Origin of the sequence: Janibacter zhaoxuefangae, assembly GCF_050271985.1 — a bacterium.
Classification (GTDB): domain Bacteria; phylum Actinomycetota; class Actinomycetes; order Actinomycetales; family Dermatophilaceae.
The window spans coordinates 286,195-306,847 of the sequence record NZ_CP189849.1; the positions used below are offsets into that span (position 1 = coordinate 286,195).

At 69.6% G+C, this 20,653-nt stretch carries 20 protein-coding genes and 1 tRNA gene; 15 read left to right on the forward strand and 6 right to left on the reverse strand.

Translation table 11 applies throughout. The features are described 5' to 3' along the window. The first annotated feature begins 35 nt into the window (after nucleotides 1–35). The 4 genes from ACQBAS_RS01360 (at nucleotide 36) to ACQBAS_RS01375 (ending at nucleotide 4,440) form a co-directional block, all read left to right on the forward strand. On the forward strand, nucleotides 36–1,307 hold the full coding sequence (locus ACQBAS_RS01360; protein ID WP_427384531.1) for an aspartate kinase: 1,272 nt from the start codon (nucleotides 36–38) through the stop codon (nucleotides 1,305–1,307). A gap of 299 nt (nucleotides 1,308–1,606) precedes the next feature. Then, complete coding sequence (locus tag ACQBAS_RS01365) at nucleotides 1,607–2,521, forward strand: LytR C-terminal domain-containing protein (protein WP_427384532.1); 915 nt, start codon at nucleotides 1,607–1,609, stop codon at nucleotides 2,519–2,521. Beyond that, entirely contained in the window at nucleotides 2,518–3,717 is a 1,200-nt protein-coding gene (locus ACQBAS_RS01370) for a pyrophosphate--fructose-6-phosphate 1-phosphotransferase (protein ID WP_427384533.1), read from the forward strand. The genes ACQBAS_RS01365 and ACQBAS_RS01370 overlap by 4 nt, the downstream gene beginning before the upstream one ends. Before the next feature lie 114 nt (nucleotides 3,718–3,831). After that, nucleotides 3,832–4,440, forward strand: a complete 609-nt coding sequence (locus ACQBAS_RS01375) for a TetR/AcrR family transcriptional regulator (protein ID WP_427384534.1) — start codon at nucleotides 3,832–3,834, stop codon at nucleotides 4,438–4,440. 295 nt (nucleotides 4,441–4,735) lie between these two features. Here the strand turns inward: ACQBAS_RS01375 and ACQBAS_RS01380 are convergent, their stop codons facing one another. Beyond that, nucleotides 4,736–5,371, reverse strand: coding sequence for a TetR/AcrR family transcriptional regulator (locus tag ACQBAS_RS01380; protein ID WP_427384535.1), 636 nt, complete (start codon nucleotides 5,369–5,371; stop codon nucleotides 4,736–4,738). A gap of 98 nt (nucleotides 5,372–5,469) precedes the next feature. Between ACQBAS_RS01380 and ACQBAS_RS01385 the strand changes: the two genes are divergently transcribed. From ACQBAS_RS01385 to ACQBAS_RS01415, 7 genes are all read left to right on the forward strand, one after another. Next, complete coding sequence (locus ACQBAS_RS01385) at nucleotides 5,470–6,033, forward strand: hypothetical protein (RefSeq protein ID WP_427384536.1); 564 nt, start codon at nucleotides 5,470–5,472, stop codon at nucleotides 6,031–6,033. Beyond that, the gene (locus ACQBAS_RS01390; protein WP_427384537.1) at nucleotides 5,933–6,772 is read left to right on the forward strand and encodes an enoyl-CoA hydratase-related protein; all 840 of its coding nucleotides are present in this window, start codon (nucleotides 5,933–5,935) and stop codon (nucleotides 6,770–6,772) included. The genes ACQBAS_RS01385 and ACQBAS_RS01390 overlap by 101 nt, the downstream gene beginning before the upstream one ends. A gap of 28 nt (nucleotides 6,773–6,800) precedes the next feature. Next, entirely contained in the window at nucleotides 6,801–7,409 is a 609-nt protein-coding gene (locus tag ACQBAS_RS01395; protein WP_427384539.1) for a TetR/AcrR family transcriptional regulator, read from the forward strand. Nucleotides 7,410–7,505: 96 nt separating this feature from the next. Continuing rightward, on the forward strand, nucleotides 7,506–8,651 hold the full coding sequence (locus ACQBAS_RS01400; protein ID WP_427384540.1) for an acyl-CoA dehydrogenase family protein: 1,146 nt from the start codon (nucleotides 7,506–7,508) through the stop codon (nucleotides 8,649–8,651). A gap of 25 nt (nucleotides 8,652–8,676) precedes the next feature. Then, a complete protein-coding gene (locus ACQBAS_RS01405; RefSeq protein WP_427384541.1) occupies nucleotides 8,677–9,909 on the forward strand; it encodes an acetyl-CoA C-acetyltransferase in 1,233 nt (410 codons plus the stop codon). Nucleotides 9,910–9,979: 70 nt separating this feature from the next. Then, complete coding sequence (locus ACQBAS_RS01410; RefSeq protein ID WP_427384543.1) at nucleotides 9,980–12,145, forward strand: 3-hydroxyacyl-CoA dehydrogenase NAD-binding domain-containing protein; 2,166 nt, start codon at nucleotides 9,980–9,982, stop codon at nucleotides 12,143–12,145. A 118-nt stretch (nucleotides 12,146–12,263) separates the two neighbouring features. Next, nucleotides 12,264–13,814, forward strand: coding sequence for an acyl-CoA synthetase (locus tag ACQBAS_RS01415; RefSeq protein ID WP_427384544.1), 1,551 nt, complete (start codon nucleotides 12,264–12,266; stop codon nucleotides 13,812–13,814). A 73-nt stretch (nucleotides 13,815–13,887) separates the two neighbouring features. On the opposite strand, the gene ACQBAS_RS01420 is transcribed toward ACQBAS_RS01415, so the two are convergent. Beyond that, nucleotides 13,888–14,706, reverse strand: coding sequence for a transglutaminase-like domain-containing protein (locus ACQBAS_RS01420; protein WP_427384545.1), 819 nt, complete (start codon nucleotides 14,704–14,706; stop codon nucleotides 13,888–13,890). A gap of 93 nt (nucleotides 14,707–14,799) precedes the next feature. Here ACQBAS_RS01420 and ACQBAS_RS01425 point away from each other — a divergent pair, with 93 nt between their 5' ends. Further along, entirely contained in the window at nucleotides 14,800–15,285 is a 486-nt protein-coding gene (locus ACQBAS_RS01425) for a DUF664 domain-containing protein (protein WP_427384546.1), read from the forward strand. A 32-nt stretch (nucleotides 15,286–15,317) separates the two neighbouring features. Continuing rightward, complete coding sequence (gene map, locus ACQBAS_RS01430; RefSeq protein WP_427384547.1) at nucleotides 15,318–16,088, forward strand: type I methionyl aminopeptidase; 771 nt, start codon at nucleotides 15,318–15,320, stop codon at nucleotides 16,086–16,088. Nucleotides 16,089–16,345: 257 nt separating this feature from the next. Here map and ACQBAS_RS01435 read toward each other — a convergent pair. From ACQBAS_RS01435 to ACQBAS_RS01450, 4 genes are all read right to left on the reverse strand, one after another. Next, nucleotides 16,346–16,422 (reverse strand) — tRNA-Pro (locus ACQBAS_RS01435). 133 nt (nucleotides 16,423–16,555) lie between these two features. Further along, nucleotides 16,556–17,815 (reverse strand): lytic transglycosylase domain-containing protein, encoded by a 1,260-nt coding sequence (locus ACQBAS_RS01440; protein WP_427384548.1) that lies wholly within the window; start codon nucleotides 17,813–17,815, stop codon nucleotides 16,556–16,558. Between the two features lie 274 nt (nucleotides 17,816–18,089). After that, nucleotides 18,090–19,031 (reverse strand): metallophosphoesterase, encoded by a 942-nt coding sequence (locus tag ACQBAS_RS01445; RefSeq protein ID WP_427384549.1) that lies wholly within the window; start codon nucleotides 19,029–19,031, stop codon nucleotides 18,090–18,092. Between the two features lie 64 nt (nucleotides 19,032–19,095). Then, on the reverse strand, nucleotides 19,096–19,671 hold the full coding sequence (locus ACQBAS_RS01450) for a hypothetical protein (RefSeq protein ID WP_427384550.1): 576 nt from the start codon (nucleotides 19,669–19,671) through the stop codon (nucleotides 19,096–19,098). Nucleotides 19,672–19,674: 3 nt separating this feature from the next. Between ACQBAS_RS01450 and ACQBAS_RS01455 the strand changes: the two genes are divergently transcribed. Together ACQBAS_RS01455 and ACQBAS_RS01460 are read left to right on the forward strand one after the other, a co-directional pair. After that, nucleotides 19,675–20,088, forward strand: a complete 414-nt coding sequence (locus ACQBAS_RS01455; protein WP_427384551.1) for a cobalamin-dependent protein — start codon at nucleotides 19,675–19,677, stop codon at nucleotides 20,086–20,088. A 93-nt stretch (nucleotides 20,089–20,181) separates the two neighbouring features. Continuing rightward, nucleotides 20,182–20,643 (forward strand): GatB/YqeY domain-containing protein, encoded by a 462-nt coding sequence (locus tag ACQBAS_RS01460; RefSeq protein WP_427384552.1) that lies wholly within the window; start codon nucleotides 20,182–20,184, stop codon nucleotides 20,641–20,643. Nucleotides 20,644–20,653 lie beyond the last annotated feature (10 nt).

Below are 20,653 nucleotides of genomic sequence, written 5' to 3' on the forward strand. Positions count from 1 at the left end.
CCCGTCCCGCAACCCCCGAACCGACGGAGCGCCACGTGAGTCTGGTCGTCCAGAAGTACGGCGGCTCGTCCCTCGCCGACGCCGCGAGCATCAAGCGCGTCGCGCGCCGGATCGTCGAGACCCACAAGGCCGGCAACGACGTCTGCGTCGTCGTCTCGGCCATGGGTGACTCGACCGACGAGCTCGTCGACCTCGCCAACGAGGTCAGCCCCATGCCCCCGCCGCGTGAGATGGACATGCTCCTGACGGCCGGCGAGCGGATCTCGATGGCCCTCGTGGCCATGGCGATCGCCAACGCGGGCAAGACGGTGCGCTCCTTCACCGGCTCGCAGGCGGGCGTCATCACCGATGCCACGCACGGCAAGGCCCGGATCATCGACGTGACGCCCGGCCGGATCACCGACGCCCTGCGGGACGGACACATCGTCATCGTCGCCGGCTTCCAGGGCGTCAGCCAGCAGTCGAAGGAGATCACGACCCTCGGCCGCGGCGGCTCGGACACGACGGCGGTCGCGCTCGCGGCCGCACTCGGCGCCGACGTCTGCGAGATCTACACCGACGTCGACGGCGTCTTCACCGCCGACCCCCGGATCGTCCCCGCGGCGCGCAAGATCGAGCACATCTCCCATGAGGAGATGCTCGAGATGGCCGCCTGTGGGGCCAAGATCCTCCACCTGCGGTGCGTCGAGTACGCGCGCCGTTTCGACATGCCCATCCACGTCAGGTCCTCCTTCTCCCACAAGGAGGGGACCTGGGTGGGAGCCCAGCCCGACGAAGGAGAGACCGTGGAAGAGCCGATCATCGCGGGCGTGGCCCACGACCGCAGCGAGGCCAAGATCACCGTGGTCGGCGTGCCCGACAACCCGGGCAAGGCGGCCGACATCTTCCATGCCGTCGCCGACGCCCAGATCAACATCGACATGATCGTCCAGAACGTCTCCGCCGTGGACTCGGGCCGGACCGACATCTCCTTCACGCTGCCGATGACCGACGGCCAGACGGGCGTTCAGGCGCTCAACCGGATCCGCGAGCAGGTCGGCTTCGAGCACATCCTCTACGACGACCAGATCGGCAAGCTGTCGCTCGTCGGCGCGGGGATGCGCACGCACCCGGGCGTCTCGGCGACCTTCTTCAAGGCGCTCGCCGACAGCGACGTCAACATCGAGATGATCTCCACCTCCGAGATCCGGATCTCCGTCATCACCCGCGCGGACCAGCTCGACGAGGCCGTTCGGGCGCTGCACACCGCCTTCGGGCTGGACACCTCCGAGGGTGAGGCCGTCGTCTACGGGGGCACCGGACGCTGACCGTGTGACCTGCCCGAAGGGGGCCCTGCCGGACTGCCGGCAGGGCCCCCTTCGCGTGCGGTGGACGGGTGCGCGGAGAGTCGACGACACCCCTACACTTGGCCTGACAACCGACGGGGGTCGTCGCGCGTCTTGGTGGGTGAGGGGTTGGCTCGCACGGCGATGTCCGTCGAGCTGATCAGCCCTTGTTCGGGAGCCCGCCGAGTGACGAAATGATCACCGACAGGTGTTACCGATGTGACTGGTGTGACTTATGGGGCAAGATTGTCCCAGGCGAGAGACGAAGGGGAGCGCAGGACGTGGACGAGCAGGAGAGCGTGGGTGGGGGTCGGCCGGACGACGGCCGATTCCGCGCTGTGCCCGTCGAGGAGTTGTCGGCATGGGAGGCGGAGCACTTCAAGCGCCGCCGCCGCCGTCGGTTCATCACCCTGATCACCCTGCCGGGCTTGCTGCTCGGCACGGCGACGGTGGCCACGGCCTACAGCGCCGGACTCTTCACGACGTCCGACCCGGTGGCGTGTGAACCCGATGTCCGCCCCGCGCCCGCGCGCGACTCCTTCGGCGTCCGCGTCATCAACTCCAACGAGACGGTCGGACAGGGGAGCGAGGTCGCAGCCACGCTGTCCAAGCGGGACTTCCGGGTCGTCGAGGTCGGCAACGCCGACTCCAGCGTCTACGTCAAGAAGTCCGCACTGATCTACCACGGTCCGGACAGCATCGACCAGGCACTCCTCCTCCAGAAGCAGGTCCCCGGATCGGCTCTCTGGAATGACGGCCGCGGTGGCGAGGACATCGAGCTGGTCATCGGCTACGGCTTCAAGCGGCTCGTCAACGAGCCCGGCAAGCCACCGCCGGTCCCGTCGCAGATCAAGGTCAACGTGTTCAACACGACCTACCGCGAGGGGCTCGCGGCGACGGTCGCGGACGAGCTCAAGGACCGGTCCTTCAAGATCGGCGACGTCGGCAACGACCCGCAGTTGTCCTGGCCCCAGGGTCGTGCCGTCATTCGGTACGGCGCCGAGGGCACGGAGAGCATGAAACGGCTCAAGGACCACGTGCCGGGTGCCACACTCGTCAAGGACGGCCGCGCCGGCAAGCGTCTCGACCTCGTCATCGGGGCGACGTGGAAGGGACTCAACTCCCTCGATACTGTGCCCGTGGCCGAGAAGTTCGTCCGGCCCGCTGAGACCGTCGAGAGGCCCTGCGCGAAATGACCGTCAAGACCGTCGCCATGTTGACCGCCGGCGGTCTGGCGCCCTGCCTTTCATCGGCAGTGGGTGGGCTCATCGAGCGGTACACCGAGGTGGCCCCCGAGGTGCGTCTCATCGGTTATCGCAACGGTTATGCGGGACTCCTGACCGGAGACTCGGTCGAGATCGGTGACGACGTGCGGGCAACGGCGGCTCGGTTGCACGCCTTCGGCGGCAGCCCGCTGGGCAACAGCCGAGTGAAGTTGACCAACGTCGACGACCTCGTGGCCCGCGGGCTCGTGCAGCAGGGGCAGGACCCGCTGGCGGTCGCGGCCGCCCAATTGCGTGCCGACGGGGTCGACGTCCTGCACACCATCGGTGGCGACGACACGAACACGACGGCCGCGGATCTGGCGGCCTACCTCGCCGACAACGGCTACGACCTGACGGTCGTCGGTCTGCCCAAGACCATCGACAACGACGTCGTCCCGATCGAGCAGACGCTCGGCGCGTGGACGGCGGCCGAGCAGGGGGCGATCTTCGCCCGCAACATCGTCGCCGAACACACCTCGAACCCGAGGATGCTCGTCATCCACGAGGTCATGGGGCGCAACTGTGGCTGGCTCACCGCCGCGACGGCGCGCGAGCACCACGCCTGGGCCGCGGCGCAGGACTACGTCCCCGGCCTCGGCGTGACCCAGCGCGGGTGGGACGTGCACGCCGTCTACGTGCCCGAGGTCGAGCTGGACCTCGACGGGGAGGCCGATCGACTGCGAGCCGTCATGGACGAGATCGGGTCCGTGACGATCTTCCTGTCCGAAGGCGCCGGCATCGCCGATGTCGTCGCGGCCTTGGAGGCCGAAGGGCGGGAGGTCCCGCGCGACCCCTTCGGGCACGTGAAGATCGACAAGGTGAACCCCGGCGCCTGGTTCGCCGACCAGTTCGCCCACCGGATCGGGGCCGAGAAGGTCATGGTCCAGAAGAGTGGCTACTTCAGCCGGTCGGCCGCCGCCAACGACAAGGACCTCGCGTTGATCCGCGAGTTCACCACCTTCGCCGTCGACGCGGCGCTGCGCGGCGAGTCCGGTGTCGTCGGGCACGACGTCGAGCGGGGCGGCGAGCTGCGGTCCATCGAGTTCCCCCGGATCGCCGGTGGCAAGCGCTTCGACCCTGCCACCCCGTGGTTCGTCGAGCTCCTCGAGGAGATCGGTCAGGCCTGACGGCCCGACGTGCCGAAGGTCGCCCGGCCGGCGGCCGCCCTTCCGTGACACGCTGACGGGTTGCAACGGTGCAACAGGGGATGTTGCGTTGACCGCGGCGATTACCATGATCGGATGACCACGGACACCCCACTCGCGCTGGCCGACGAGGACCGCATCCTCGATGCCGCGCTGGGACTTTTCGCCGACGTCGGCGTGCGGCGGGCCACCATCGGGGACGTGGCCAAGCGGGCTGGCGTGGACCGGGTGACTGTCTATCGCCGGGTGGGCAGCAAGGACGAAGTGGTCGGCTCCGTCATCATCCGAGAGGCCGGACGCCTCTTCGACGAGGTCCTGTCGGCGGCCAACCGCGAGTCGAGCCTGGCGGGGCGGATCACCGTGGGGTTCGCCGAGACCATCGAGCGGATCCGCAGCCACGCGATGCTCAATCGGATGATCGAGTTGGAGCCTGACACCGTCTTCGTCAGCCTCAGCCGCGACGCCGGACCGATCCTCGTGGCGGCCGTCTCGGTGGTCGAGCGCATCTTCGAGGGCGCGCGCGCCGACGGGCTGCTCGACTCGGTGGACGGCCTCACCCCCGTGGCCGAGGCCTTCGTGCGGATCGCGCACTCCTTCGTCCTGACCCCCTCGGCTGCTGCGGCCGCGGGGACACATCGCGAGCTCGTCGACTTCGCCTCCGCTGCCCTGGTGCCGCTCCTGCCGCCGGAGCCGTCCCGCGCCTGATCCGGGCCCCCTCGCGGGACCCGTGTCCTTGCCGGCCCCCACCTTCCCTGCACAAAACGGCTCGCGAGCCGATGTGGTCTTCCCGAGCCTGTTTGAACCGGCTCGCGACGCACGAAGGGGCTCGCGAGCCCGTTTGTGCAGGCGTGCGCGGGGCGCGTCCCACCAGAAAATTCGTCCAACATGTTGACATCACGTGATGTCAGGATGGACAGTGATCCATGGCCGCCAGAGGGCGGCCGATGTGCGGCCGATTCGGGTCGGCACAGGACGATCGTCGAAGGAGACGCGGATGGCCTCAGTCGTGGGCGCTGTCGACGCGGATCTGTGCCTCGATCATGAGGGAGACGTGCTCCACGAGCCGTTCCTTCGAGACGCGCGGCCGGCGACGCAGCCAGCCCTGGTAGAGGTAGGCAATCGCCCCGAAGATCGCCGTCGCGTTCAGGCGCACGTCGAGCTTCGAGTGCGGCACCTCGGAGCTCGACTCGAGGGCGACCACCATCAGCGTGATGAAGTCCTCGACGAGTTCGTCGCCGCGGCGGGCGAGTGCCGGATCCTCCTGCGGGGCAACGAACATCACGCGCCCGCGTCGCCGGTCCGCCGCGATGTGGTCGGTGAAGGCGGTCACGACGTGCCGCACGCGGATGGACTCCTCGCCCGGCGTGGCCAACGCTGCGAGCACGGCCATCTTGGCGCCGTCGACGACGTGGTCGAGGACGGCCACGAGCAGGTCGTCGCGGCTGTCGAAGCTCTCGTAGAAGTAGCGCTCCGTGAGCCGCGCCGCACGGCACGTGCCGCGCATCGTCACGGCTGCCGCACCCTCGGTGCCCAGCAGCTCCAGACCCGCCTCGAGGAGTCGCTCGCGTCGCGCGGCCGTGCGCTCGTCCGGGGACTCGCCCTGCCAACGCCGACGCGTGATCTCCCGGTCCGCCATGGCCAGATCATGTCACCCCCCAACGCCGGACCCGACGCCCGTCCCCCACGGAATGCGCGTCAGACCTGTCACACCACATCCCCACGAAAGGCATCGACGTGACCATCCTCGTCGCTGACGAGCACCTCCATCCCACGCAGCCGTTGCCGCACTGGCAGGAGAGCTTCTACTTCAATTGGACCGACCTTCAGGCCGGGGCCTTCGGCCTGACCCGCATCGGTTACCGCCTGGACTCGGGTGAGGCCGACGCCGTCGTCATCACCATGCGCGGGGGCAAGTGCGAGCTCGTCTACGCCGCCCAGAACCAGACCGTGCCCACGACCCCCGGCGAGTTCGACACGTCGCGTGGGCTGAAGGTCGACCGACTCACCTACACGTGCGAGGAGCCGCTGAAGCGCTGGCGTCTCGTGCTCGAGGGGCGCGACTCCTTCGATCTGACCTGGACGGCGCGCTCGCGGACCGATCAGGGTCGACGGCGGATCCGGAATCGTCGCGCCAACCAATTGACAGATTGTCAACAAGGCTGGATGCTGAGCGCGGCCGGACCTTCGAGAGGGACACATGGACTACGAACAGATCACCTATGCCGTGGCGGACCACATCGCCACGGTGACGCTCAACCGACCCGAAGCCCGCAACGGCTACACGATCGGGATGGCTGACGAGCTGGGGCACGCGTTGCGCACCGCCGGTGCCGACGACGACGTCCGCGTCATCGTCCTGACCGGGGCCGGCGAGCACTTCTGCGTCGGCGCCGACCTCAGCGGCGGCCGGCTCAAGGTGACGGACGACGCCTCGGAAGGTGACTGGGTGGAGCCCGCCACGCGCGCCACCCGGCCGATGTTCGCCCTCGAGAAGCCGGTCATCGCCGCCGTCCGCGGCGCCGCCGTGGGCGTCGGGTCGACGATGATCCTCGCGGCTGATGTCCGCATCGCGTCGACAGACAGCCGCTTCGGCTTCGTCTTCTCGCGGCGCGGGATCTATCCCGAGGGCGGGTCGAGCTGGTTCCTTCCGCGCATCGTCGGGCTGGGCAAGGCCACGGAGTGGATGATCACCGGGCGGCTCATCCCTGCCGACGAGGCGCTCGCCTCGGGCCTCGTGTCCGCGGTGCACCCGCCGGAGGAGGTGCTCGAGCGGGCCTACGACCTCGCCCGCGACATCGTCACCTCGACGTCGGCCGTCTCGGTGGCGGTGATCCGCCAGGCACTCCTGCAGATGAGCGCGCTCGACTCGCCGGAGCCCGCCTTCCAGCTCGACTCGAAGCTCATCGCGAGCTGCGCCACGAGCCCGGACGCGAAGGAGGGCGTCGCCTCGTTCCTCGAGCGTCGTGACCCCGTCTTCCCGGGGCGGGTCAGCGCGGACCAGCCCGACTTCCTGCCGTGGCACACCGAGGGCGAATGACCCTCGCGACGCACGGGCTGCTGGCGCGATGAGCGCCAGCAGCCCGGCACGCACGCGGCTCGAGCCCGACGCTCGGCGCGAGCAGATCCTCACGTGCGCGATCGAGCTCTTCGGCGAGCGGCCCTACGCCGCGGTGTCCACGGCCGAGTTGGCCGCCGCCGCCGGGGTCACCCGGGGGCTCCTGCACCACTACTTCGGCACCAAGCGTGGCCTCTACGTCGAGGTCGTCCGGCAGATGCTGCTCGTGCCCAAACTGACCCTGCCCGACACCATCGGCACGAGCCTCGATGCGCGGGTCAACGCCTGCGTCGACTGGCTGCTCGACATGGTCTCCGAGCACGACACGACCTTCGTCGCTGTCGTCGGTGCCGAGGGCGTCGGTGACGACCCCGAGATCGAGGCGCTGCTCGCGGAGGCCGACGACCTCGCAGCCAGGCGCGTCCTGCGCCTGGTCGGCGTGCCTCAGCACCTCATCGACAGCCCGCGCGTGCGAGGGATGGGGCGCGCCTACGGCGCCATGGCGAAGGGGGCCATCCGCGAGTGGGTCCGCGAGGGCAGCCTGACCCGCCCGGAGGTCCACGACATCCTCGCGAACACGCTCCGTGTGCTCGTCGCCGATCTCGTGGTCCAGTCCTGATGTGACCGGCCCCACGTCCTATTGACAGAGTGTCAATTGAAAGTCATCGTTTGATGCGCTGGGGTGACCCAGCCCCACGACCCTGGAGGATCCACCTTGTCCACACGATCGCGCTGGAGCGACGACGACCTCGAGGACGTCCGCGACCTCGTGGCGACCTACTTCACCAAGGACGTCGTCCCCAACACGGAGAAGCACGTCGCGCAGGGTCACCCGGACCGGGAGATGTACCTGCGCGCCGGGGAGCTCGGCATCCTCGGCATGTCGATCCCCGAGGAGTACGGGGGCGGCGGGGGCACCTTCGCCCACGAGGCCGTCCTCATCGAGGAGCAGGTCCGCGCGGGTGACGTCACGATGGGCTTCGCCGTCGACATCGGCATCGTCGCGCACTACCTCGCGGCCTACGCCACCGAGGAGCAGAAGAAGCGCTGGCTGCCCAAGGTGTGCAGCGGCGAGTACGTGCTGTCCATCGCCATGACCGAGCCCGGCACCGGGTCGGACCTCCAGGCGATCACGACGAAGGCAGTCCGCGAGGGCGACGAGTACGTCATCTCCGGCGCCAAGACCTTCATCTCCAACGGCCACCTGTGCGACCTCGTCATCATCGTGGCGCGCACCGGCGAGGCCGGCGCTGCGGGCATCTCGCTCATCGTCGCCGAGGTGGACGACAACACGCCGGGCTTCACGCGCGGCCGCATCCTCTCGAAGATGGGGCAGAAGGGGCAGGACACGGCCGAGCTGTTCTTCGACGGCCTGCGCGTCCCCACCGAGAACCTCCTGGGACCGAAGGAGGGCCAGGGTTTCTACCAGCTCATGCAGCAGCTCCCGCAGGAGCGCCTGCTGACCGCCGTCATCGCCCAGGCCTCCATCGAGTCCGCCGTCGCCATGACGGTCGACTACACGAAGTCGCGCGAGGCGTTCGGCAAGCCGCTGTTCGCCCTGCAGAACACCCGCTTCGAGCTCGCCGAGTGCGCCACCATCTCGCGGGTGGCGCGGACCTTCCTCGACGACTGCATCGAGAAGCACGTGCGGGGCGAGCTGGATGCCGCGACCGCCTCCATGGCGAAGTACTGGATCTCGGACCAGGCGACCACGGTCGCGGACCGGTGCCTCCAGCTCTTCGGTGGCTATGGCTACATGGACGAGTACCCGATCTCCCACATCTACACCGACGTCCGCGTCCTGCGGATCCTGGCCGGAGCCAACGAGGTGATGAAGGAACTCATCGCCCGCTCGCTCTAGATCACCAACTGAAGGGACAGCTCACGTGAGCACCAGCACCACCCCCGGCAACTCCGAAGCGTTCATCTACGACGCGATCCGCACCCCCCGCGGCCGCAACCGCGGCGGCTCGCTGACCGGCACCAAGCCCGTCGACCTCGTCGTCGGCCTCATCGACGAGCTCAAGAAGCGCAACCCCGGCCTTGACCCCGAGCGCGTCGACGACGTCGTCCTGGGCGTCGTCTCGCCCGTCGGTGACCAGGGCTCGGTCATCGCCCGCACCGCGGTCCTCGCGGCCGGCCTCCCCGACACGGTGGGTGGCGTGCAGCTCAACCGCTTCTGCGCCTCCGGCCTCGAGGCCGTCAACACGGCCGGCCAGAAGGTCCGCTCCGGCTGGGACAACCTCGTCATCGCCGGTGGTGTCGAGTCCATGTCCCGCGTGCCGATCGGCTCCGACGGTGGCGCCTGGGCGATGGACCCGGCCACGAACTACGACACCTACTTCGTGCCGCAGGGCATCGGTGCCGACCTCATCGCCACGATCGAGGGCTTCAGCCGCGAGGACGTCGACGCCTACGCCGTTCGTTCGCAGACCCTCGCCGCGAAGGCCTGGGCCGACGGCCGCTTCGAGCGCTCCATCGTGCCCGTGCGTGACCAGAACGGTCTGGTCGTCCTCGACCACGACGAGCACATGCGACCGGACTCCACGGTCGAGTCCCTCGGTGCCCTCAAGCCCTCCTTCGCCACGATGGGCGAGGCCGGCGGCTTCGACGCCGTCGCGCTGCAGAAGTACCACCAGGTGGAGCGCATCAACCACGTCCACACGGCGGCGAACTCCTCGGGCATCGTCGACGGCGCGGCTCTCGTGCTCGTCGGCTCCGAGCAGGTCGGCAAGGATCTCGGCCTGACGCCCCGTGCCCGCATCGTCGGGACGGCGACCAGCGGCGCGGACTCCACGATCATGCTGACCGGCCCGACCCCCGCGACCAAGAAGCTCCTCGCGACGACCGGCCTGACGCCGGACGACATCGACCTGTGGGAGATCAACGAGGCCTTCGCCTCCGTCGTCCTGAAGTACCAGAAGGACTTCAACATCCCCGACGAGAAGCTCAACGTCAACGGCGGCGCCATCGCCATGGGCCACCCGCTCGGAGCCACCGGCGCGATGATCCTCGGCACGATGGTCGACGAGCTCGAGCGCCGCGGCGCGAAGCGAGCCATCCTCACCCTCTGCATCGGCGGCGGCATGGGCGTCGCGACGCTCATCGAGCGCGTCTGAGCGCTCTGCACACGCACCGACCTTTGCCGCGCCCTCAGGGCGCCGTCCGACAGACAAGGAATGCAACACCATGACTGACACCATCCGCTGGGATCAGGACGCCGACGGCGTCGTCATCCTGACCCTCGATGACCCGAACCAGTCCGCCAACACGATGAACGCGGACTACATCGCCTCCATGCGCTCGACCGTCGACCGCCTGGTCGCCGAGAAGGACTCCCTCACCGGCGTCATCCTCACCTCGGCGAAGAAGACCTTCTTCGCCGGCGGTGACCTCGGCGACCTGTCCTCCGCCACCGCCGAGGCCGCCGAGCGCGTCTTCGGTGACATCCAGGAGATCAAGGCCCAGCTCCGCACCCTCGAGAAGCTCGGCAAGCCCGTCGTCTCCGCCATCAATGGCGCCGCCCTCGGTGGCGGCCTCGAGATCGCGCTCGCGACGCACCACCGCATCGCGGCCGACGTCCGTGGCTCGAAGATCGGTCTGCCCGAGGTCACCCTCGGCCTCCTCCCCGGTGGCGGTGGCGTCGTCCGCACCGTCCGCATGCTCGGCATCGCCGACGCCGTCATGAAGGTGCTCGGCCAGGGCCAGACCTTCGCCCCGGCCAAGGCCAAGGAGATCGGCCTCATCGACGAGGTCGTCCCGACCATCGAGGACCTCATCCCCGCAGCCAAGGCGTGGATCGCCGCGAACCCGGAGCCCGTCCAGCCGTGGGACGTCAAGGGCTACAAGATCCCCGGTGGCACCCCGACCTCCCCGGCGCTCGCCGCCAACCTGCCCGCCTTCCCGGCGAACCTGCGCAAGCAGCTCAAGGGCGCCAACTACCCGGCTCCCCGCGCCATCCTCGCGGCCGCCGTCGAGAGCGCGCAGGTCGACTTCGACACCGCGCTGACGATCGAGTCCCGCTACCTCGTCGAGCTCGTCACCGGCCAGGTCTCGAAGAACATGATCAAGGCGTTCTTCTACGACATGCAGGCCATCAACTCCGGTGGTAGCCGTCCCGAGGGTTACGAGAAGTACGTCGCCAAGAAGGTCGGCGTCCTCGGCGCCGGCATGATGGGTGCGGCCATCGCCTACGTCTGCGCCAAGTCCGGCATGGACGTGATCCTCAAGGACGTCTCCCTCGAGAACGCCGAGCGCGGCAAGGGTTACTCCAAGGACCTCGTCGACAAGGCCGTCTCCCGTGGCAAGTCCACGCAGGAGGCCGGCGACGCGCTGCTCGCGAAGATCACCCCGGCCGCCGAGCCGAGCGACCTCGAGGGCTGCGACCTCGTCATCGAGGCCGTCTTCGAGAGCGTCGAGCTCAAGCACAAGGTGTTCCAGGAGATCGAGTCCTTCCTCGCCCCCGGCGCGGTGCTCGGCTCCAACACCTCCTCGCTGCCCATCACCGGCCTGGCCGACGGCGTGCAGCAGCCGGAGAACTTCATCGGTCTGCACTTCTTCTCGCCGGTCGACAAGATGCCGCTCCTCGAGATCATCGCCGGTGACAAGACGTCCGACGAGACCCTCGCCAAGGCGTTCGACATCGCCCAGCAGATCCGCAAGACGCCGATCGTCGTCAACGACAGCCGTGGCTTCTTCACCAGCCGCGTCATCGGCACCTTCCTCAACGAGGCCAACGCGATGGTGGCCGAGGGCATCTCCGCCGCGTCCATCGAGCAGGCCGGCCTCCAGGCCGGCTACCCGGCCGCGCCGCTGAAGCTGTCGGACGAGCTCAACTTCTCGACGATGAGCAAGATCCAGAAGGCCACGCAGGTCGGCCTCGAGGCGGACGGCAAGGGTCACCTGTACTACCACCACCCGGCGTACGACGTCATCGACCGCATGATCGAGGAGTTCGGTCGCACCGGCCGCGCCGGCGGCGGCGGCTTCTACGACTACGCCGACGGCAAGGCCACCGGCCTGTGGCCGGGTCTGGCCGAGCACTTCGGTGCGGGCACGAAGGAGATCCCCTTCAAGGACATGCAGGAGCGCATGCTCTTCGCGGAGGCCCTCGAGACGGTCAAGTGCTTCGACGAAGGGGTCCTGCGCAGCGTCGCCGACGCCAACATCGGCTCGATCCTCGGGATCGGGTTCCCGGCCTGGACCGGCGGTGTCGCCCAGTACATCAACGGCTACGAAGGCGGCCCGAAGGGCTTCGTGGCTCGCGCCCGGGAGCTCGCCGCATCCTACGGCGAGCACTTCAACCCGCCGGCCTCCCTCGTGGAGAAGGCCGAGAAGGGCGAGCTCTACGTCTGAGTGATTCGTTATGGCGGGGCGAGGATTTTCCTCGCCCCGCCACTGCATCATTGGCACAGCAACACCCCCCAGCCACACCCAGTAACGGCTACACCCACCACCACCTAGGGAGATCAAGGTGTACCTGACCCAGGGCCTGCACAGAGCGGTGCAGACCACGCCGAACAAGATCGCGACCATCTATGGCGACCGCACCCGCACCTTCGTGGAGCACGCGGACCGCGTGGCCCGCCTCGCGGCCGGCCTGCACAGTCTCGGAGTCGAGGAGAACGACCGCGTCGCGATCCTCTCCCTCAACAGCGACCGCTACAACGAGTACCTGCTGGCGGTCCCGTGGGCCGGCGCTGCGGTCAACCCGGTCAACATCCGTTGGAGCCCTGCGGAGATCATCTACTCGCTGAACGACTCGCAGACGAAGGTCATCCTCGTCGACGACGCGTTCGCGCCGATGATCCCTGCGCTGACGGCCAACGTGCCGTCGCTCAAGGCGGTCGTGCACTGTGGCGACAAGGAACTGCCCGAGGGCGCCGTGTCCTACGAGGCGCTCGTCGCCGACAACGAGCCGGTCGAGGACGCCTACCGTCAGGGCAAGGACCTCGCTGGGGTCTTCTACACCGGTGGCACCACCGGCTTCCCCAAGGGCGTCATGCTGAGCCACGAGAACATGGTCACGTCGGCCCTGGGCACCATCGCCAGCGGTGAGCTCCTCGGCGTCGGCGCGGTCTTCCTTCACGCGGCCCCGATGTTCCACCTCGCCGACCTGGCGGCGTGGGCCGGGCAGGTCGTCTTCGGCGGCACGCACGTCACGGTCCCGTTCTTCGAGCCGACCGCGGTCCTCGGTGCGGTCCAGAAGCACCAGGTGACGGACATCCTTCTCGTCCCGACGATGATCCAGATGCTCGTCGACCACCCCGATGTCGACCAGTACGACGTCTCCTCGATGAACCGCATCCTCTACGGCGGCTCCGTCATCTCCGAGGGTGTCCTCAAGCGGACGCTCGCCAAGTTCCCGGGCGTGCGCATGACGCAGGCCTACGGCATGACCGAGGTCGCGCCCGTCGGCACGCTGCTGCTGCCGGACGACCACCACGACCACTACCTCCGCTCCGCCGGCAAGGCCGCGCTGCACACGGAGATCAAGGTCATCGACGCCGACGGCGCGACCGTGCCCGTGGGCGAGGTCGGCGAGGTCTGCATCCGTGGCGGCAACGTCATGCTCGGCTACTGGGGCAAGCCCGAGGAGTCCGCGGCGGTCCTGCGCGACGGCTGGATGCACACGGGCGACGCCGGCAAGCTCGACGAGGACGGCTTCCTCTACATCGTCGACCGGATCAAGGACATGATCGTCACGGGTGGCGAGAACGTGTACTCCGCCGAGGTGGAGAACGCGCTCAGCCGCCACCCTGCGGTGGCGGCCTCGGCCGTCATCGGCATCCCGCACGAGAAGTGGGGCGAGACGGTGCACGCCGTCGTCGTCCTCGCTCCCGAGGCGACCGTGACCGGCGACGAGCTCAAGGCCTACTGCCAGGAGTCGATCGCCGGCTACAAGGTGCCCCGCAGCTTCGAGTTCGTCCAGGAGCTGCCGGTCAACGGCGCGGGCAAGATCCTCAAGCGCGAGCTGCGTGCCGCGCACGAGACCGAGACGGCAGGAGTTTCGGCGTCCAGCTGATCCCACGCTCGACACACGAGAGCCGGCCGGTCCCCTCCGCGGGGGCCGGCCGGCTCTCTGTGTGAGCTCGGCGTCAGCTGAGGTCGATCCGTTCGGTGGTGTCCTCCCGGGGGAGGACCGGGTCGACGATCGCGTTGACCACGACACCGCCGAAGCGGAAGCGGCCGGTCTGGGTCGTGATGAAGGCGGTGTCGGCGGCGTCGCGGCCCGTCGCGATGCGGACCATGGAGTCGCGCGGCGCGAGGCGGGTCGGGTCGACGATGTGCCAGCCGTCGTCGTAGTAGGCCTCGACGACCGCGTGGAAGTCCATCGGCACGAGGCCCGGCGCGTAAACCGAGACCAGGCGGGCGGGGATCCCGCGGGCGCGCAGCAGCGAGATGGTCAGGTGCGCGTAGTCACGGCAGACGCCCTGACGCCGCAGGAACGTGTCGACGGCGGTGTCGGTGGGGCCGCTCGAGCCGACGACGTAGGAGAGGTGGTCGCTGACCCAGTTGACGACCTTGTCGACGAGGTCGCGGCCCGTCGCGTCGCCGAAGATGCTTGCCGCCACCGGGCCGAGTTCGTCGGTGGGGCAGTAGCGCGAGGTGCGCTGGTAGGTGATGTCGTCACCCTGGGTGAGCTGGGTCATCGTCTGGTCGTCACCGACGACGGCGTCGTAGGCGACCTCGAGCTGCCCGACGGGCGTCTCGCGGATCCGGTGCAGGCGCGTGCCGTGCTCGGCGGCGAGCTCCTGGACGTCCACCGGGTTGCCGTCGACGGTGATGGTCATCGTCTCCGACTCGATGTCGTCTCGCTGGGCGACGGCGATCGACAGGACGATGTCGGCGGTCGCGGTGACCTGTCCGTTCAGTCGGACCTTCACGGTGCGGCGGAGGCCGGTCGGGGCAGCCATGGGGGACTCCTCGGGGGAGGGGGTGGTGTGTGCGCCAGCCTACGTGCGCTCGTCGAGACCGGACGAACGGACGCCACCCATAGGGTGGCGAGCATGACCCGCGAACGAGACCTGCTGCTCGCCCAGCTCCAGAGCGAGCGCGAGCACGTGCTGGCCGCCGTGGACGGCCTGGACGAAGGGGACCTGACGCGGCCCGCGGCTCCCTCGGGGTGGTCCATGGCGCAACTGCTCGGGCACCTCACGTACGACGACGAGCTCTTCTGGGGCGGGGCGATCATCGGCGGCGACGAGGAGTCGATCGCCTTGATCACCGACGGGTGGCGGGTGCCCGTCACCTCGGGCGCCGAGGCCGTGGCGACCTACCGACACCACGTCGAGCGGGTGACCCGGCTGCTCGCCGACGTGGACCTCGATGCGGCGCCCCGGTGGTGGCCGTCGGCGGAGGTCTTCCCCTTCCCGCCCTTCGAGGACGCGCGGGCGTGCCTGCTGCGGCTCCTCGTGGAGACGGCCACCCACGCCGGTCACCTCGACCTCGTCCGGGAACTCGTGGACGGGCACCAGCACCTCGTCGTGGGCTGAAGCGCCGCCGGACGGCGTGAGAGAGTCGGCGCATGATCGAGATCCTTGCCCCCACCGAGGTCGAGCGCGGACGCGCGACCGGAGCTCTCGTCGCGGAGATCCTGCAGACGCTGAAGGGGCGGAGCTCGGCAGGCGTGAACCTCCTGGACATCGACCGGTGGGCGCGCACGATGATCGAGGACTCCGGGGCACTGTCGTGCTACGTCGACTACGAGCCGTCCTTCGGGCGCGGCCCCTTCGGCCACCACATCTGCACGTCCGTGAACGATGCCGTGCTGCACGGCCTGCCGCGCGACTACGCCCTCCGGGACGGTGACCTCGTCTCGCTCGACCTGGCCGTCTCCCTCGGCGGCATCGTCGCCGACTCCGCGATCTCCTTCGTCGTCGGTGACGCGCCGGACCCGCAGGACGTCGCGATGATCCGCGCGACCGAGCGTGCGCTCGCTGCGGGCATCGCGGCGGCTCGTCCCGGGGCGCGGATCGGAGACCTGTCGCACGCCATCGGCGAGGTGTTGGGGGAGGCGGGCTACCCGATCAACCTGCAGTTCGGCGGGCACGGGGTCGGCTCGACCATGCACCAGGACCCGCACATCACGAACGACGGACGCCCCGGCCGCGGCTACACCCTGCGTCCGGGGCTGCAGCTCGCCCTGGAGCCGTGGGTCATGGCCGACACCGCCGAACTCGTGACGGACGACGACGGCTGGACGCTGCGCAGCGCCACGGGCTGCCGGACGGCCCACAGCGAGCACACCATCGCCATCACCGAGGACGGGGCGGAGATCCTGACGCTGCCGGGCTGACGCTCGGGGCGGGCGGGCCCCCTTCGGTCGAGTTTGGGACATCAGGTGTCCATTACTCGGGGCGGCGGCCGTGAACCGGGTGCTTCACCCGACAAAGGTGCGCTTCACCCGACATGCGAAGTCGGGTACGGCTGCGAATATCGGGTGACCCGATACTGGTGGGGCGGGGGGCTCGGCGGGGGGAGGGGAGCCACGACGCACAAGACCCCGAACCGTTGACGGTCCGGGGTCTTGTCGATGTCCTGGGACATCTCACATGGTCGGGGTGACAGGATTTGAACCTGCGGCCTCTTCGTCCCGAACGAAGCGCGCTACCAAGCTGCGCCACACCCCGTGGCTCGTGAACCGGTTGCCCGGCACACGCATCGCTGCCGATCAGGCAGCGACAAGGAAGGATAACGCAGCCCGACCCCCGGGAGAAATCCGGGCCCGCAGCGCGGGCACGGGACGGGCGGCGAAGATCGGCCTCACGGCGTCGTCGTCGATGCGGTCTCGGACGCGGCGCCGGACGTCGTGCTGTCGGTGGTCGTGCTGCTGCTGGTGGTCGACGTGTCGCTGGGCGTGCTCGTCGTGGACGAGTCGGTCGTGCTCGAGGTGTCGGTGTCGGACGGAGTGTTCGTCGTCGAGGTCGATGAGGACGTGGTCGACGTGCTCGTGGAGGTGGCCGATGTCGATGACGGCGAGCTCGTGCTGGACGTCGTGCTGCTCGTGCTGGAGCTCGACGTGCTGGAGGTCGTGCTGGTGGAACTCGAGCTGCTCGAACTCGTGCTGGTGGAACTCGGTGACGTCCGCGTGGGCTTCGACGTGGACGTGGATGACGTCGTGGTGGACGAGGAGGAGTGCGGGTGCCGCTTCGTCTTCTCCCTCTTGGCGACCTTCACGACCTCCTTCGTGTCCTTGTGGTCCGACGCCTCGTTGTGCGTCCCGTTGGGGACGTAGTTCGAGGTCTCGCCGATCGCCTCGATGCCGTACTTGTCGAAGTACCGCTTCCAGTCCAGGACGGTGCGCAGGTATTCGGTCGACTGGTTGTAGGAGAGGATCGCGCGGCGCAGGTCCGCCGGCTGACGAAGGTCGCGGCCCCCGTGGCACAGGTACACCGCGGCCGAGGCTGCCGCGTCGAAGACGTTCTGCGGGTGTGCCTTGCCGTCCCCGTCACCGTCGACGCCGAAGGCCGCCCATGTGCCGGGGATGAACTGCATGTGGCCGACGGCGCGGTCGTGGGCCGACGAGCCGTCGAGCCGGCCGCCGTCCGTGTCGCCGATGGCGGCGAAGGGGCCGCCGGTGAGGGCGGGACCGTAGATTCCGGGGACGACGCTGTTCCCGAGGCTGAACGCGCGCCCGCCCGCGTTGCCCGACTCGACCTGGCCGATCGCGGCGAGGAGGGTGGCGTTGATGTTGCAGGAGACCGGCGCGGATGCGGCGGCGGACCGGTAGGCCCGCACGAGCACGCTCGCGGGGTCCCGCGACCCGTCGGCGACCGCGCGGGCGACGGCCCGGCGGACGGCGCGCGACGGGGCCCGGTCCGGCGCCTTGGCCAGCTCGGCCTTGACGTGGGCGACGACGTCGGCGCCGTCGACCGGGGCCAAGGCGCGCAGGAACTGGCCCTCGTCGCCGAAGAACGCGTAGAGGCCGGCGTTGGCGATGTACCCGGCCTCGGGGGCTGGCTCGGCGGCGACCTCCGGCGCGGGCGCGGCCGGTGCCGTCGTCGAGGCCGTCGGTGACGTCATGGGCCGAGCCGAGGAATCCATCGTCGAAGCGCTTGCCAAGGATGCGAAAAGCAACCCCCCGACACTGGCCAGAGCGCCTGCGCTGATCACCGCGTCACGCGTTTTCACAACAACAACACCTTCGTCGATGGCAATCTCGTCCTGCCCCCCGGGGCGTCACCCATGGTGACATCGATCCGGCGTCCGCGTGAGGTTCTGTGTCCATTCCGTGGGACGGCACGGGTCCAGAAGTCGGGCCAATGCGGCAGGAGCCACGTGCGCCACACGAGGTGCGTCAGGAGCGCGGCACCAGTGTCATCAGGGTGGCCTCCGGTCGGCAGGCGAACCGGACGGGGGCGTACGGCGACGTCCCGAGCCCGGCCGACACGTGCAGCCAGGCCGCGTCGGCCGGCGCCTGCGTGGACGGCGCCCCCTCCGCTCCGGGCCACCAGCGCGACAGCCCCTTCGCGCGTCGCCGGTCGAGATCGCAGTTGGTCACCAGCGCCCCGTAGCCGGGCACGCACAGCTGCCCGCCGTGCGTGTGCCCCGCGATGACGAAGGTCGCCCCGTCGCGCGTCATCGCGTCGAGCACCCGCTGATAGGGCGCGTGCACGACGCCGAGGGTCAGGTCCGCCGTGGGGTCGGCGGGCCCGGCCACGTCGCCATATCGGTCGTAGCCCAGGTGCGGATCGTCGACACCCACGAGCTCGATGTCGAGGCCGTGCACCGTGATCCGGTCCCGCCGGTTGGTCAGGTCGAGCCACCCCGCGCCGCGCATCCCGGTCACGAGATCCTCCGTGGGCAGCCGCGGTTGCGTGCCGACCCCCTTCGCGTGGTGGCGGGTCAGGTAGCGCGCGGGGTTCTTGGCCGACGGCGCGAAGTAGTCGTTGGACCCGAGGACGAAGACGCCCGGCCGTGCCAGCAGAGGCCCCATGGCGTCGAGTGCCGCCGGCACGGCATCGAGCGCGGCGAGGTTGTCGCCGGTGTTGACGACGAGGTCGGGCGCGAACCGCTCGAGGTCGCGGATCCACGCCATCTTGCGGCGCTGGCGCGGGACGAGGTGGATGTCGCTGAGCTGCAGCACCCGCACCTCGTCGGCGCCGGGCGGGAGCACGGGCACGGTCACACGACGCAGGACGAAGGCGTTCCGCTCGATGAGGGAGGCGTAACCGAGGCCGGTGACGCCGACCCCGAGGAGGCCGGCGCCGGCGCGCAGGAGGGTGCGTGTGGTGTCCATCGGCCCCATCCTCGCAAACGCCGCTGGGTCGTGCTGCCCGCCGTCTGCCCGCCGTCTGCCCGGGCTACCGGCGACGCCGGACGTCGCGCATCGCCAGTCGCACCGCGTCGTCGAACCCGGTGAGGCCCCCGTCGGGCAGACCGACGTACTCGTCGAGGTCGTGTTCGCGCCGCACGACGTCGTGGACGAGGCTGCCGACGAGCGGCTTGGCGACAGCGGCATCGACGGGCGTGATGAGCCCGACCCAGTGGCTGGCGAGCCATGGCGTGAGCACCGGCACGACGACGATGAGTCGGCGGTGCAGCCCGTTGACGCGCGCGAAGCGCTGAATCATCTCCCCGTAGGTCAGCACGTCCGGCCCCCCGATGTCGAAGGTGCGGTTGACCTCCGCGGGCAGTCGCGTCGCCCCGACGAGGTAGTGGAGCGCGTCGTCGACGGCGATGGGCTGGATCCGGCTGCGCAGCCACCGTGGTGCGACCATCGCCGGGAGCCGTTCGGTGAGGTGACGCAGCATGTCGAAGGAGATCGACCCGTCGCCCAGGAAGACGCCAGCCTGGAGCACCGCGGCCGGGACCGGAGCGTCGAGCGCGCGTGGGCGGACGAGCGGATCTCCGTCGCGGGCGAGCATCTCGTCGCGCACGCCGTGCTCCGTCGCCTGGGTGCCTCCTTCGACGAGGCCGTGCATCGGCCGGACGGACCGCGGGTCCTTGTCGGTCTGCCGGCGGGGGTGCACCACGAGCTGGGCATCTTCGCCTTCGCCGTCGCGCTGCGTCGACTCGGCGTGCACGTCGTCCATCTCGGCGCGGACCTGCCGACTCCGGCATGGTCGGCCGCGCTGGAGGCCCACGGGGCGCGCTGCGCGGTGCTCAGCGTGCCCCGGCGCCGGGACGTACGAGCCGCCCGCGAGGTCGTCGCCGCGCTGCGCGAGATCGACGAGGGCCTCATGATCTGCGTCGGTGGTAGCCACCAGGGGGCCCTCGTCGACCCCGACGTGCAGCACCTCGGTCACGAGATCGGACCGGCCGCAGCCCGGGTCGCCGCAGCCATCGCTCCGTAGGCGTGGGCACGAACCTGCCCGCGACGTGAGCCGGGCGCGTCGGCGCCGCGACAAAGGTCCTGCCGCCTGCGGAGCACCTGCGAGGATGGACCCATGACCAGCGAGAGCCTCAAGGCCACCATCCAGTCCGACCTGCACACGGCGATTCGTGAGCGGGACCAGGTCCGCTCGGGGACGCTGCGCATGGTCCTCTCGGCGATCACGACGGAGGAGGTCGCGGGGGAGAGCGCTCGCGAGCTGAGTGACGACGAGGTCCTCAAGGTCGTCGCCAAGGAGGCGAAGAAGCGCAAGGAGGCGTCGGTCGCCTACGTCGGCGCCCAGCGACCCGAGCTCGCCGCGAAGGAGGACGCCGAGCTCGCCGTCATCGAGGGCTACCTGCCCGCGCAACTCGACGACGCGCAGCTCGAGCAGATCGTCGCCGGCGCCATCGCGGAGACCGGGGCCAGCGGGATGGCGCAGATGGGCCAGGTCATGAAGGTCGCGGGCGCGAAGGTCGCCGGCCGCGCCGATGGCGGCCGGGTGGCCGCCATCGTGAAACGGACCCTCGCCGGCTGAGCTGCAGCGA